This window comes from Rhizobium sophoriradicis (genome assembly GCF_003939025.1).
Lineage (GTDB): Bacteria > Pseudomonadota > Alphaproteobacteria > Rhizobiales > Rhizobiaceae > Rhizobium > Rhizobium sophoriradicis.
Genome location: NZ_RQIH01000005.1, coordinates 80,273 through 93,417 on the forward strand (window position 1 = coordinate 80,273; position 13,145 = coordinate 93,417).

General features: G+C 61.7%; 15 protein-coding genes and 1 tRNA gene. 9 read left to right on the forward strand and 7 right to left on the reverse strand.

All coding sequences use genetic code 11. The features are described 5' to 3' along the window. The first annotated feature begins 236 nt into the window (after positions 1 to 236). The 4 genes from EFR00_RS09435 to EFR00_RS09450 all read left to right on the forward strand — a co-directional run bounded on the left by EFR00_RS09435 (position 237) and on the right by EFR00_RS09450 (position 4,009). Entirely contained in the window at positions 237 to 1,214 is a 978-nt protein-coding gene (locus EFR00_RS09435; protein ID WP_009992933.1) for a TRAP transporter substrate-binding protein, read from the forward strand. A gap of 148 nt (positions 1,215 to 1,362) precedes the next feature. Then, complete coding sequence (locus EFR00_RS09440) at positions 1,363 to 1,941, forward strand: TRAP transporter small permease (RefSeq protein ID WP_077992057.1); 579 nt, start codon at positions 1,363 to 1,365, stop codon at positions 1,939 to 1,941. Positions 1,942 to 1,945: 4 nt separating this feature from the next. Beyond that, on the forward strand, positions 1,946 to 3,226 hold the full coding sequence (locus EFR00_RS09445; protein WP_077992059.1) for a TRAP transporter large permease: 1,281 nt from the start codon (positions 1,946 to 1,948) through the stop codon (positions 3,224 to 3,226). Positions 3,227 to 3,235: 9 nt separating this feature from the next. Further along, complete coding sequence (locus EFR00_RS09450) at positions 3,236 to 4,009, forward strand: FadR/GntR family transcriptional regulator (protein WP_077992060.1); 774 nt, start codon at positions 3,236 to 3,238, stop codon at positions 4,007 to 4,009. Between the two features lie 34 nt (positions 4,010 to 4,043). Here the strand turns inward: EFR00_RS09450 and EFR00_RS09455 are convergent, their stop codons facing one another. Further along, a complete protein-coding gene (locus EFR00_RS09455; protein ID WP_077992063.1) occupies positions 4,044 to 5,204 on the reverse strand; it encodes a CobW family GTP-binding protein in 1,161 nt (386 codons plus the stop codon). A gap of 28 nt (positions 5,205 to 5,232) precedes the next feature. Continuing rightward, positions 5,233 to 6,366 (reverse strand): D-alanyl-D-alanine carboxypeptidase family protein, encoded by a 1,134-nt coding sequence (locus tag EFR00_RS09460; protein WP_077992066.1) that lies wholly within the window; start codon positions 6,364 to 6,366, stop codon positions 5,233 to 5,235. Between the two features lie 158 nt (positions 6,367 to 6,524). On the opposite strand from EFR00_RS09460, the gene EFR00_RS09465 reads away from it, so the two are divergent. Both EFR00_RS09465 and EFR00_RS09470 read left to right on the forward strand, forming a co-directional pair. Then, positions 6,525 to 7,688 (forward strand): M20 aminoacylase family protein, encoded by a 1,164-nt coding sequence (locus tag EFR00_RS09465; RefSeq protein WP_077992068.1) that lies wholly within the window; start codon positions 6,525 to 6,527, stop codon positions 7,686 to 7,688. Positions 7,689 to 7,742: 54 nt separating this feature from the next. Continuing rightward, positions 7,743 to 7,819, forward strand: a tRNA-Arg gene (locus EFR00_RS09470). A 32-nt stretch (positions 7,820 to 7,851) separates the two neighbouring features. On the opposite strand, the gene EFR00_RS09475 is transcribed toward EFR00_RS09470, so the two are convergent. Then, positions 7,852 to 8,097 (reverse strand): DUF982 domain-containing protein, encoded by a 246-nt coding sequence (locus EFR00_RS09475; RefSeq protein WP_004679623.1) that lies wholly within the window; start codon positions 8,095 to 8,097, stop codon positions 7,852 to 7,854. Positions 8,098 to 8,188: 91 nt separating this feature from the next. Further along, positions 8,189 to 8,707, reverse strand: a complete 519-nt coding sequence (locus EFR00_RS09480; protein ID WP_009994878.1) for a DUF2937 family protein — start codon at positions 8,705 to 8,707, stop codon at positions 8,189 to 8,191. Between the two features lie 163 nt (positions 8,708 to 8,870). Between EFR00_RS09480 and EFR00_RS09485 the strand changes: the two genes are divergently transcribed. Then, entirely contained in the window at positions 8,871 to 9,134 is a 264-nt protein-coding gene (locus tag EFR00_RS09485) for a hypothetical protein (protein ID WP_009994880.1), read from the forward strand. Positions 9,135 to 9,238: 104 nt separating this feature from the next. Next, positions 9,239 to 9,391 (forward strand): hypothetical protein, encoded by a 153-nt coding sequence (locus tag EFR00_RS32975; RefSeq protein ID WP_009994881.1) that lies wholly within the window; start codon positions 9,239 to 9,241, stop codon positions 9,389 to 9,391. Between the two features lie 95 nt (positions 9,392 to 9,486). Here the strand turns inward: EFR00_RS32975 and EFR00_RS09490 are convergent, their stop codons facing one another. Both EFR00_RS09490 and EFR00_RS09495 read right to left on the reverse strand, forming a co-directional pair. Next, entirely contained in the window at positions 9,487 to 9,777 is a 291-nt protein-coding gene (locus tag EFR00_RS09490; RefSeq protein WP_009994883.1) for a BON domain-containing protein, read from the reverse strand. Between the two features lie 62 nt (positions 9,778 to 9,839). Beyond that, positions 9,840 to 10,493 carry a hypothetical protein gene (locus EFR00_RS09495; protein ID WP_077992439.1) on the reverse strand — a complete coding sequence of 218 codons (654 nt, stop codon included), beginning with the start codon at positions 10,491 to 10,493 and terminating at the stop codon, positions 9,840 to 9,842. A gap of 369 nt (positions 10,494 to 10,862) precedes the next feature. On the opposite strand from EFR00_RS09495, the gene dxr reads away from it, so the two are divergent. Then, on the forward strand, positions 10,863 to 12,053 hold the full coding sequence (gene dxr / locus EFR00_RS09500; RefSeq protein WP_077992071.1) for a 1-deoxy-D-xylulose-5-phosphate reductoisomerase: 1,191 nt from the start codon (positions 10,863 to 10,865) through the stop codon (positions 12,051 to 12,053). Between the two features lie 3 nt (positions 12,054 to 12,056). On the opposite strand, the gene EFR00_RS09505 is transcribed toward dxr, so the two are convergent. Then, entirely contained in the window at positions 12,057 to 13,142 is a 1,086-nt protein-coding gene (locus tag EFR00_RS09505; protein ID WP_077992074.1) for an ABC transporter ATP-binding protein, read from the reverse strand. Between the last annotated feature and the right edge of the window lie 3 nt (positions 13,143 to 13,145).

The following is a 13,145-nucleotide window of genomic DNA, read 5'->3' on the forward strand; positions in this document are numbered from 1 at the left end:
TGACCCACATCTTCTGTTTCCACGAGAAGAGGTAAGCGTGCGCCATCAGATCCGATGAGCACGCCGAGACCGTTTGTTATGTCTCTATGAGCCCTTTCGCGTGATGTTTCCAGCGCGCCTGCCCGTGCGTGGCCGGCCTCGCAAATTGCAGGAAGCAGGCGAAGCGTGCAGGGATCTTCAGCAAAGCCGGAATACTGACTTCTGAAAATAATCGTCATGCAAAATGGGAGGAGAGCATGAAAAACTTTGTCAAACTGGCCGCCGGTCTTATGGTTGCCGCTTCAGTCATGAGCAGCGCCGCCAGCGCGCAAACGGTGCTGAAATCGTCCGATACTCATCCGGACGGCTATCCGACTGTTGAGGGCGTCAAATATTTCGGCGAACTGGTGAAGGAGCGTACGAAGGGCCGCTATTCGGTCGAAGTGTATCATTCCGCCCAGCTTGGCGAAGAGAAGGACACGATCGAACAAGTACGCTCCGGCGTGATCGAGCTCAACCGCGTGTCGATGGCGCCCTTTAACGGCACGGTGAAGGAATCAATCGTTCCGGCCCTGCCCTACATCTTCCGTTCGGAAGAGCACATGCACAAGGTCATGGACGGCGCGGTCGGCGATCAGATCAAGAAGGCCTTCGAACCGGCCGGCCTCGTGGTGCTAGCCTTCTACGATGCAGGCGCGCGCTCGTTCTACAATAAGACGAAGCCGATCAATTCAGTTGCCGATATGAAAGGTCTGAAGTTCCGCGTCATCCAGTCGGACATCTTCGTCGACATGGTGGCGGCCCTCGGCGCCAACGCGACGCCGATGCCCTATGGTGAAGTCTATTCGGGGATTGAAACCGGCGTCATCGATGGCGCTGAAAACAATTTTCCGAGCTACGACACCGCCAAGCATGCGGAAGTGGCGAAGAACTACTCGCTTGACGAACACACCATCCTGCCGGAGGTGTTCGTGATGAACAAAGCGGCGTTCGACAAGCTGACGCCCGAGGATCAGGAAATCTTCAGGCAGGCAGCCAAGGACAGTGTCGCCAAGCAGCGCGAGCTCTGGGCAGCCAAGGTCGCTGAATCACGTGCCAATGTCGAAAAGCTCGGCGCGCAGATCACCACACCGGACAAGCAGGGCTTCATCGAAGCGATGGCCCCGGTTTACGAAAAGCACGTCAAAGACGACGTGCTGAAAAAGATGGTCGCGGATGTAAAGGCTGTGCAGTAGCCTTCGCTTGCCTTCCTTCTTGCGGGAGGCCGCGTGAGCCATCGGGGTGGAGGACTACCTCCACCCCATTTCACCCTTCCGTGCCCCACATTTCTTGATCGATCCTCTCTGTAAGGGAGAGCGTCCGCCCGATTTCGACGAGGCCTGCATGTCGAATAACCTGATCCCCGTCACCAACTTCCTGGCGCGCCTAAGCAACGCTGCGTTGTGGCTCGCCGGCGGCGGCCTGATCCTGATGACGGTCTTTGTCGCCTGGCAGGTATTCTGCCGTTACGTATTGAACGACTCGCCGAGTTGGACGGAGCCGGGCTCGGTCATGCTGATGAGCTGGTTCATCTTCCTGGGCGCCGCCGTCGGGATCCGGGAAAACAATCATCTTGGTTTCGACGTGCTGCTTTACGTCCTGCCAAAATCAGGAAAGCGCGTCCTGCGCATGATCTCGGACGTCGTCATTCTCGCATTCGGCGCCGGCATGATTTGGTATGGCGGCGCGCTCATGAGCCTGACCTGGAACACGACCCTGCCGTCGCTGGGCATTTCCGGCGCGTTCGATTATCTGCCGCTAGCCGCCGGCGGCGTCCTTGCCGTGATCTTCTCGCTGGAGCGGATTGTGCTGCGCCTCGCTGGTGAGCCGATCGACGACGTGCTGGATGAAGTTCTGCCGGCAGAGATTGCCGTCGAGATCGAAAACATCCAAGCCGACCCGAACGCCAAATTGAAAGTGTAGCGCGATGGAACTGTGGATTCTGTTCGGTGTTTTCACCGCCCTAATGCTGATCGGCACTCCGATTGCCTTCTGCCTCGGCGTCGCCAGCTTCGCTACGGTGCTATACATGGGCCTGCCGCCGCTCGTCATCTTTCAACGGCTCAATTCCGGCATGAGCGTCTTCTCGCTGCTTGCCATCCCCTTCTTCATCTATGCCGGTGACCTGATGGTGCGCGGCGGCATCGCCAGCCGCATCGTCGCCTTCGCCGCATCATTAGTGGGGCATGTGCGCGGCGGCCTCGGCCAGGTCAATGTCGTCACTGCGACGCTGTTCGGCGGCATTTCCGGTTCGGCGGTGGCAGAGGCCGCAGCCGTCGGGGGGCTGATGATCCCGCAGATGAAGCAGCGCGGCTATGGTGCCGACTACGCGGTCAACGTCACCTCGATGGCGGCACTGATCGCGCTGCTCCTGCCGCCTTCCCACAATATGATCATCTATTCGATCTCCGCCGGCGGCAAGATATCGATCGCCGATCTGTTCACCGCCGGCGTCCTGCCTGGCCTGTTGCTCGCAGCCGCACTCATGGTGACCGCCTACATCGTCGCACGCTCCCGCGGTTATCCAACGGAACCGTTTCCCGGCTTGGTCATGGTGGCTCACCTGCTCGCCGTCGCGGTACCCGGGCTTCTGCTGATCGCCATCATCTTCGGCGGGGTGAGGTCCGGTGTTTTCACAGCGACGGAAAGCTCGTGCATCGCTGTGCTATACGCGCTGCTGGTAACTCTCTTCGTCTACCGGCAGATGAGCTGGAAGGACTTCGTCCACGCGACGCAGGGCGCCGTGCGCACGACGGCAATGGTACTCCTGATCATCGGCACCGCCGCCGCTTTTTCCTGGCTGATGGCCTTCCTCAAGGTGCCCGCTTCGCTGGTTATCTGGATGAAGAGCGTCGCCGACGACCCGCTGACGGTGCTGCTTCTGCTCAATGTGCTGATGCTGGTGCTCGGCACCTTCATGGACATGGGACCGACCATCATCATCTGCACGCCGATCTTCCTGCCGGTGGCACAGGCTTACGGTGTCGATCCGGTGCACTTCGGCGTGATCATGATCCTGAATTTCGGCATCGGGCTGAACACCCCTCCTGTCGGCGCCGTGCAATTCGTGGCCTGTGCGGTCGGCAAGATTTCGGTCTGGGAGGCTATGCGCTCCATCTGGCCGTTCTACGGCGCCGGTCTCGTCGTGCTCGGTCTGGTCACCTACATCCCGGCGATTTCGCTGTGGCTGCCGGCTGTGTTCAAATAGGAGGGCCACATGGCGGCCGATACAGCCGTTGAATTAAGGATCGAGCGAAGACCGAAACTCTCCGAGGGCGTGGTTTCGGCGATCCGCGCCCAGGTCTTGTCCGGGGGTTACGCGCCGGGCGAGAAGCTGCCGACGGAATCACGAATGGGCGAGCTTTTCGGCGTCAGCCGGACTGTTGTCCGCGAGGCGATTGCAACCCTTGCAGCCGATGGCCTCGTAGAGGCGCGGCAGGGCGCCGGCGTCTTCGTCAAAAATCACCCAACGATCGCCTTCGGCGCGATCAGCCTCGATGTGGGAAACAAGATTTCCCATGCACTCAACGTCATCGAGGTGCGCATGGGACTGGAGATCGAAAGTGCTGGACTTGCTGCGCTGCGACGTAATGCAGCTCAGGAAGCGCAGATCCACGAAGCCTTCTTCGAGTTCGACCGGCTGCTCGAGCGTGGCGAGGCGACCGGCAAGAGCGACTTCGCCTTTCACCGAGAAATCGCGGCTGCCACGAACAATTCATATTATGTGGAAGTTCTCGATGCGCTCGGCATGCGGGCGATCCCCTGCGACATCGCCTCGCCCTGGGGCACGGACAGCACGCTGTCGCGCGATTATCAGGAAGGCCTGCAGCGCGAGCATTTGGCAATCCTGAAGGCGATTTCGGCCGGTGAGCCGGAAGCCGCCCGCGCCGCCATGCGCGCCCACCTGACCGCGAGCCAGGAGCGCTATCGCACGCTGCTGAGCGGCCAGCAGGCAAGATGGCTTTCAGGCACCCGTAAACACAACAGCTGAAGACGATCGCGTCACAACAAAATGCTCCGGCGGTTTAGATCCGCATGCCGGGAATGGCCAGCGGATTGTCCGACAGCGCCGCACGATCCGGCATATCGATGCGCGGTTTGCCGAGGAAAGCGTCGAACAGATCCTTGACGAAGGCTTCCGGCAGATCCCGGGTGATCAGCACCATGCGTGTGCGCCGGTCGTTGGGGTCCGGCCAGGCGGCAAGCCGCACCGGCGGATGGAAAATGCTCTGCACGCCATGCAGCACCAGCGGCCGTTCCGGCCGGTCGGAGACGGAAACGATCGCCTTCATCCGCAGCAGCTTCTCGCCATGGGCCGAGCGCAGGAGATCGATGAACATCTCGAGCGCCATCGGATCGATCGGCTTCTCCTCGATGATCGAGAAAGAGCGGATCGAGGCATTGTGACGATTGATGTCGTGCGGATCCTGATGAGCCTCACCGCCATGATGGTGGTGATGATGATGACCGTGATCATGATGGTGATCGTGGTCATGGTTGTGGTGCGCCGCGTGTGCATCCTCGTCCTGCAGCCAGCGGCCGACATCGGCGATCTTCGTCGCCGGATCATAGAGGCCGTTGACCAGCATCGCAGCACTGCCCGCCTCAGTGCTGTCGGCATCCATCATCGTCGCGCGTGGATTGAGCGCCCGCAGGCGCTTTTCCAGCCTGTCCGTCGCCTCGGCCATCGTCCTTTTCGAGACGATCAGCCGGTCGGCGACGGCCGCCTGTTTGCGCGCTTCCTCGTGATTATCGAGCGTCTGCAGGCCGTTGACCGCATCGACGACGGTCACGACGCCGTCGAGCTCGAAATTGGTGGCGATGACGGGATTGCCCATGATCGCCTGCATGACCGGTGCCGGATCGGCAAGGCCGGTCGTTTCGATGACGACGCGTTTCACCGGCTTGACGCGGCCGGTCTGCACGGCATCCATCAGGTTCGCCAGCGTATCGACAAGCTCGCCGCGCACGGTGCAGCACAGGCAGCCGTCGGAGAGCTCGATGATCGAATCGCCGGAGCTTTCGACCAGCAGATGATCGATGCCGACATCGCCGAACTCGTTGATGATGACGGCCGCGTCCTTCATCGCAGGGTCTTTGAGGATGCGGTTGAGCAGCGTCGATTTGCCGGCGCCGAGAAAGCCGGTCAGGATGGTGACCGGAATCCTGTCGTTGAGCGCGCTCATCTCATTTTACCTTGAAAACGATCTTGCCTTAGAACGAAGTCGGACGCGGCATCGGCACCGGCACGTTGGCGACAGCTCCGGCCGCATCGCCGGTTGCTACTTTTTCCGGCTGCTGCGCCGGCTGCGGATCCTGCCCCGGAATGAGGCCGGCGAAGACGAATTGCGGATCGTGGTCCATTTCCAGAATATAGGGTGAGCTCACCTTCATGCGGCCGACCTCGTCGCGCGTTTCGCTGCGTATCTTGGCGCCCTTGGCGCTGCAGATATCGGCGGTAATGTCGGTCACCTGGTCCTGTCCCTGTCCGTAAGGCTTCAGCGAACCGAGCGTGTCATTGCCGGGAAACTGGGTGGTGAAGCCCTTCTGCAAAAGGTTCGCCGTCGCATCGGCGCGCGCTGCCAGGCTGTCGGTGCCGAGCACGACGGAGACGAGGGTGCGGCCGTTGCGGGTCGCCGAACCGATCTGGTTGAAGCCCGAGGCACAGATGAAGCCGGTCTTCATGCCGTCCGCGCCGGCGAAGCGGCCGATCAGCATGTTGAGATTCGGCACGTTCTGCTGGCCGGTGGTAAATCCCTCCAGCGAGAAATAGCTGGCATATTGCGGAAAGTCGCGGCGCAGCGCCACCGTCAGCACCGCAAGGTCGCGCGCCGTCGTATATTGTCCTTTGCCCGGCAGGCCGTTCGGGTTGACGAAATGCGAATCCGTCATGCCGAGCTTCAGCGCCTCGCCGTTCATCCGCGTCACGAAGCCTTCCTGCGTGCCGCCGACGGCTTCGGCAACCGCAACCGCGACGTCGTTCGCCGATTTCACCAGCAGGATCTTCAACGCGCTGTCGAGCGTCAGCTTCTGGCCGGGCTTGAAATACATCTTGGCGGCCGGCTGCGCGGCGGCGCGCTTGCTCATGACAATGGGCGTATCAAGGCTGATCTGGCCGGCGCGGATCGCATCAAACACGGTATAGACCGTCATCAGCTTGGTGAGCGAGGCCGGGTACCACTTGCGGAAGGCTTCCTCATGCTCCAGCACGCGGCCGGTCTGGACGTCGACGAGAATATGCGGATTGGCCTGAGCGAGCGAAATAGAGGCGAGAAAGGCGGCAGTCGCGGCGACTGTGAAACCCAACGGCCGCATGGCGGCAAACAAACGGAAGTGGCTCGTCGACACGGTTCGTCCTTCAGATGTCCGGAAAATCTCGCAACCTTCCTCTATCTAGCCTATATGGCTATGACATGGCAAAGGTCATTGACGAAGTAATTTCCAAAAGCCTCACACCCTTGTGATGCGATCACAGATTGTCGGGATTTCATAACAGGAACGCCAACATGCCGATTTTGAACAGAGCCGCCGAATTGCAGGATGAAGTCGCCGAATGGCGCCGTCACATTCATGCCCGGCCCGAGCTCCTCTTCGCGGTGGAGAACACGGCCGCCTTCGTCGCTGAGAAGCTCAAGCAATTCGGTGTCGACGAGATCGTCACCGGCATCGGCCGCACCGGGGTCGTCGGGCTGATCAAAGGCAAGGGCGAGGGCCGCCGCACCATCGGCCTGCGCGCCGACATGGACGCCCTGCCGCTGACCGAGATATCGGGCAAGCCCTGGGCCTCGAAGACGCCGGGCAAGATGCATGCCTGCGGCCATGACGGCCATACCGCGATGTTGCTCGGCGCCGCGAAATATCTGGCCGAGACCCGTAATTTCAACGGCAATGTCGCCGTCATCTTCCAGCCCGCCGAAGAAGGCGGCGGCGGCGGCAACCTGATGGTCAAGGACGGCATGATGGAGCATTTCGGGATCGAAGAGGTCTACGGCATGCACAATCTGCCCGGCCTGCCGGTCGGTCAGTTCGCCACCCGCAAGGGCGCGATCATGGCGGCCACCGACGAATTCACCGTCACCATCAAGGGCCGCGGCGGGCACGCCGCCCAGCCGCATCGGACGATCGACCCGATCGCCATCGGCGCCCAGATCGTCGCCAATCTGCAGATGATCGCCTCGCGCACCGCCGATCCGATCAGCTCGGTCGTCGTCTCGGTGACCAAGTTCAACGCCGGTTTCGCCCATAATGTCATTCCGAACGATGCGACCTTCGCCGGCACGGTCCGCACCCTCGACCCGGACGTGCGTACGCTCGCCGAGACGCGCTTTCGGCAGATCGTCGAGGGCCTTGTCGCAGCCCACGGCGCCGAAGCCGAGATCAGCTTCAACCGCAACTACCCCGTCACCATCAACCACCCCGACGAGACCGAGCATGCGGTCGCCACCGCCAGCGCCATTGCCGGCGAGGGCAACGTCAATGCCGAGATCGATCCGATGATGGGCGGCGAGGATTTTTCCTACATGCTGAACGCCCGCCCCGGCGCCTTCATCTTCATCGGCAACGGCGACAGCGCCGGCCTGCACAACCCAGCCTACGACTTCAACGACGAAGCCATCGCCCACGGCATCTCCTATTGGGTCCGCCTCGCCGAACAGCGCCTGGGCTTCTAGTAAGAATTAAGGCTTGGCTTCACGCCAAGCCTTTTGTATGCATGGCGTGCAAGTGGTCCCGTAGCTCAGCAGGATAGAGCACCAGATTCCTAATCTGGGGGTCGCGCGTTCGAATCGCGCCGGGATCACCATTCTTTTAGCGATGAGCCAGACCGCGTAATCTTTACACCTTAATCGGAATTCCGGCCTCGATCGCAGCCTCGATGAAAGCCTGTCGCGCCTCCTCCCGGCTTCGCTTTCCGGAGATGACATCGGCGCACACGGCGCACGCCCTATCCAGGGCGGGGCCCTCGTCTGTCGGCCAGTCTTCAATCAACGCCCATGTCGCAGCCTGCGTGGTCTGGATCACTACCCATTGATCCGGTCCTTCAAGGGCGATCGTCACCGGCTTCTTCCAGATGGTCTGCATTCTTTGGCCTTCCTTGACTGCTGCGGTCGTAGTTAGACCGATAAATCTCGTCTTGCAAATCAGCGCCGACTGCATTGCTTCCCCTATCGGTTCAAGGTGCGTGGGGAGAAGCTCGCCGGCCGCGCACAACCCGCCGCACGCTATATCCCAGCAGCGCCGCAACTACCCAAGCGCTGACAAAACCAATCGCACCCCAGACGAGGCCTGCGAAGCTGACCGGCACGCCGGGCACGAAATCCCGCAAGGTATTGGCGAAAACGACATCATCCGGTTCCCCCAAGAGCACGAACGGTTTGGCGACAGGGGCGGCGGCGCCGAGTTTCAGCTGCTGCGACTGCAGCGTTTCATAGCGTGCGATCGTGCTTTGCATCGAGACGCCGCGGTCGCGCAGGAAATCGTCGGACGATTGCGCGTAGGTGTTCAGCGCCTGCTGGCGATCGAGCTGGTGCTCGGCCGCCTGCCTGTTGAAATCCTCGACGATGACGCGCAATTCGTCAATCGCTCCGCCGATTCGCTGGCGATATTGCTGGGCAAATTCCGGCGCCTGCGAAAACACCGTGCCACCGGCAAGCCCGGCGACGATGGCGATGATCCTTGCAATCGGTCCCATGATCGATGCCTCCGGCTGTTCCCTGCGCTAACGATCCGCGGCCGCAAAGGTTGCTTTCGACACAATCGGTAACGCTATGTGATTGAACCGGCGACACTTCCGGCGAGTTGACGCCATGACAACCGAGTTGCTCCCGTGAGCAATTGAGAAAGAGAGGCTCGTCATGAAACAGTTCATCCTCGCCTGCGCACTCGCCGCAGCGTCCGTTTTGTCAGCCATGCCGTCCCAGGCGGCAAGCGTGACCATCACCACGGATGATGCGCGCCCCTATTACCGCGATTCGGAACGTCCCTATTACCGCCACCACAGCCCCTATTACCGCCACGACATGCGGCGGCGTTACGTTTCCCGCGATTGCTTCACCAAGACCGAAAAGATCCGTCGCCACGGTGATACGGTCATCAAGGAAACTCGAATCTGCCGATAAGGCAAAGCCCGGCCGATCCCTTTCGGCCGGGATTTTTCACTGATCTCCACGGTAAGGAACTTCGCAAACCCAGCCGCGTTTAGCGCGAAATGGGAGTACCCGCCATGCGTATCAAGATGACCGTTCTGGCATTCGCCTATGTCGCCGTCTGCGCTCTGCTTCTCGCCATCGCCTACCAGCCGCAGGGGCAGGTGGCTGCCGCGAAGACCGATCGGCCGGCCGGCTCGTCTTTTCTCGTCGAGCGCTTCGCCGGTTGATCTCCGGCCCGAGAGAGGCCACCGTTAAGGCAGCGCGGCCAGCGACCGCACCATATCCACCGGGCTCCTTCCAAGGCGATGGAGCACCCTCACCATCAATGCGTGCCGTCCAGGGACGATCCGCCGAGGAGGATCCGGTTCTGAACGCGATGCACGCCCTCGACGGCCATGGCGACCGCGGTCGCCCGTTCGATCTCGCCGACTGTGCCGACCGTGCCGCTGAGCACGATCTGGTCTTTTTCCATTGTCACCTCGACATCGGACGCATCGATGCCGCCGGCAATCGCCAGCGCATTGGCGACGGCCGCCTCGACCGACGCACGATTGGCGATTTCGGCCTCCATTTCAGGCTCGAGCCCGTGAAATGTCTGCTCCTTGAAAACCATGACCCGTTCCTCTGTGAAATCTTGAAAGGAAACGCCTGCCGGTTGATTTTGGTTTCAGCCTGTTACCAGTTGAGGCGATAGCGCAGATTGACGCTGCCGGCCTCGTCACCTGAAAACGGGTTGTTCATCGACGCATCGAGATTGAGGTTCGGCAGGATCGTCTGACTGAGGCCCACCGAACTGGAGAAGTCGCCGCTGGCGTTGCTGAGACCGGCGCCGGCCGAGAGCGAGGTTCCCGTCCAGGGATGGATGAGTTTCAGCGCCTGCGACGCCGTCACCGAGGCCTGCCGGGCATCGACCGGATCGTAACCGATGCTGACGGAGCGGCTCGATTGCATGTCGAGCGAATCCGACAGGATCCAGCTGCGCGAACGGCTGAGCGTCAGCGCGCCGCTGCCGCGCAGCGTATCAACGCTGACCTTCGCACCCCGCTGTGATTGGCCTGCCGGCGTGACCTCCGTTCTCACGATTCTGCCCCAGAGCATCGCCTGTTCGGAATCGGGCAGCGGCGCGCCGCCTTTCGTCGCTGCCAGTGCGATGTCAGCGCCGGCGCTTGTTTCCCATTCCGCCGGCAGACGAAAACCCATTGTCGCCTTGTACGACCGCTCCGAAAGCTTGGCGGGCGACCAGATCAGCAGGTCGTCTGCCTTTGCCACCGCAGGGAGCGAAAAGGGCAGCACGGCGAAAAGAATGCAGGCTATCTTGAGTATCTTCATGTGACCCGATCGTTGGACAAGCTTGCTCGCCGAACGGCGCGATGCCGCAGCAAAAGTGCGCATAGCGAACCCGCAAGGGAGCAGCGCGGCCAAGCCGTCCATCCCAATGTCATCCTCGATTTAATGTGTGGCCGAAACGGCCGACGGCAGCCAGGTGCCTGTTCAATGGACGCCGCGGCGCCCTTGGATACCCATGCGACCATGAGCGGCCGCCTGAGACTCATTCCCTCAGGAACGTCGCCAGGATCACATCTCGCCGCCGCTCTGTAAACCCCTTGAGGGCGGAAATCTGCTGCACTGCACACTTGCCGCACCTTCCAAACCCTAGTAGAGCCTCAGCCTACGAGACAAATTTTCGCGAAATTCCACATGACGACCGGCAAAACCGCGCCGCGGCGCCTCAGCATCTTCGGTTCGACCGGCTCGATCGGCCGCAACACGCTCAATGTCGTCGAGCACCTGGGCGGACGAGACAACTTCGAAATTTCCGTGCTGACGGGCAACGGTAATGTCGAATTGCTGGCCCGGCAGGCAAAATCATGGGGCGCGCGACTGGCGGTGACAGCCAGCGACCGGCATTACGAATCGTTGAAGAGCGCGCTTTCCGGCAGCGGCATCGCGGTCGCCTCGGGAAAATCAGGCCTTATGGAAGCCGCCGATCGTGAAGCTGACTGGGTGATGGCGGCAATCGTCGGCACGGCCGGCCTCGCGCCGACACTCGCCGCCGCACGCCGCGGCGCCGATATCGCCCTTGCCAACAAGGAATGCCTCGTTTCGGCCGGCGATCTCTTCTTCAAGGCGATCCGTGAAGGCGGCGGCAGGCTGCTTCCCGTCGACAGTGAGCACAACGCCATCTTCCAGGTGCTGGAGGAAAACCAACGCCATGCCATCGAGCGCGTCGTGCTGACGGCCTCGGGCGGGCCCTTCCGCACCGCCTCGCTGAAGGAAATGGCCGGTGTGACGGCGGAAACCGCGCGGGCCCACCCGAACTGGTCGATGGGATTGAAGATCTCGATCGACAGCGCCTCGATGTTCAACAAGGCGCTGGAGATGATCGAAGCGCGGCATCTTTTCAGCCTCACGCCCGAGCAGATCGAAGTCATCATCCATCCGCAATCGATCATCCATTCGATGGTCGGCTATACCGACGGATCGGTGCTGGCCCAGCTCGGGGCGCCCGATATGCGCACCGCCATCGGTTATGCGCTGTCCTTTCCGCGCCGGCCGAACCTGCCGATCGAGCGGCTCGATTTCGCCAAGCTCGCCCGGCTGGATTTCGAGGCGCCGGATGAGCTGCGGTTTCCGGCCTTGCGGCTCGCGCGCCTGGCGATGACGCGCGGCGGCGTTCAGGGTGCGGTACTGAACGGCGCCAAGGAAGTGGCGCTCGAAGCCTTCATCGAAGGGCGGCTGCCGTTCCTCGCCATGGCCGAGATTACCGAAAGGGTGATGGACGATCTGGCCGGCCTGCCGCCGGCCGCCGAGATGGACGATGTCTTCGCCGCCGACAGGCAGGCCCGGCAGAGGGCTGCAGACCTCATGAAACTGGAGATCGCCGGCTGAAGGTTACCGCAGCCGGTTGCCAGCCTCACCGAACAACCGGCAATCCGGCGGTTCGAACAGCAGGCTGACCTCATCGCCGGCCGCGATGCTGACCGGTGAACGATGCTCGACGGTCAGCGATTGGCCGTCGCCGAGCTGACAGTAGAGATATTGCGTTCCCCCGAGATATTCCGAGAAATCGACCGTCGCCGTCAGCCTGCCCGACCGATCTGGCGCCACCTTCAGATGCTCCGGCCGCAAACCGAGCGTTACTGCGCCTCCCACCGGCCGGCCGGTGCAGGACAAGCGGGTTTCAATGAGGACGCCGGCGACCTCGACCAGGCCCTCCCCCGCAGAGCGGGCATTCAGGAGGTTCATGCGCGGCGAGCCGATGAAGCCCGCCACGAAGGTATTGGCGGGATCTTCGTAGATCTGCCGCGGCGTTCCGGCCTGCTCGACCCGACCGTCGCGCAGCACGACGATCTTGTCGGCAAGCGTCATCGCCTCGGTCTGATCGTGGGTGACATAAATCATCGTGTTGCCGAGTTCGCGGTGCAGGCGGGCGATCTCGATGCGCATGGAAACGCGCAGCTCCGCATCGAGATTGGAGAGCGGCTCGTCGAACAGGAAGACATCGGGCTTGCGCACGATCGCTCGGCCGATCGCCACGCGCTGGCGCTGGCCGCCGGAAAGCTGTCCAGGCCGCCGGTCGAGAAGGTGGTCGATTTTCAGGATCGCCGAGGCGGCCTTGACGCGCGCCTCGATCTCGGCGGCGCTCGTGCGCGCCATCTTCAAGCCGAAAGCGAGATTATCCCGCACGCTCATATGCGGGTAGAGCGCGTAGGACTGAAAGACCATCGCAATGCCGCGTTCGGATGGATCGAGATCGGTGACGAGACGTCCCTTGATCTCGATCTCGCCGTCGGTGACGTCTTCGAGGCCGGCGATCATGCGAAGCAGCGTCGATTTTCCGCAGCCGGACGGTCCGACGAAAACGACGAATTCGCCCTCATCAATCGTCAGATCGATCCCGTGGACCACTTGCAGACTGCCATAGCTTTTTCGCACGTCCTGAAGGACGACGCTTTTGTTGCCCATACCGTTCGTCATCCC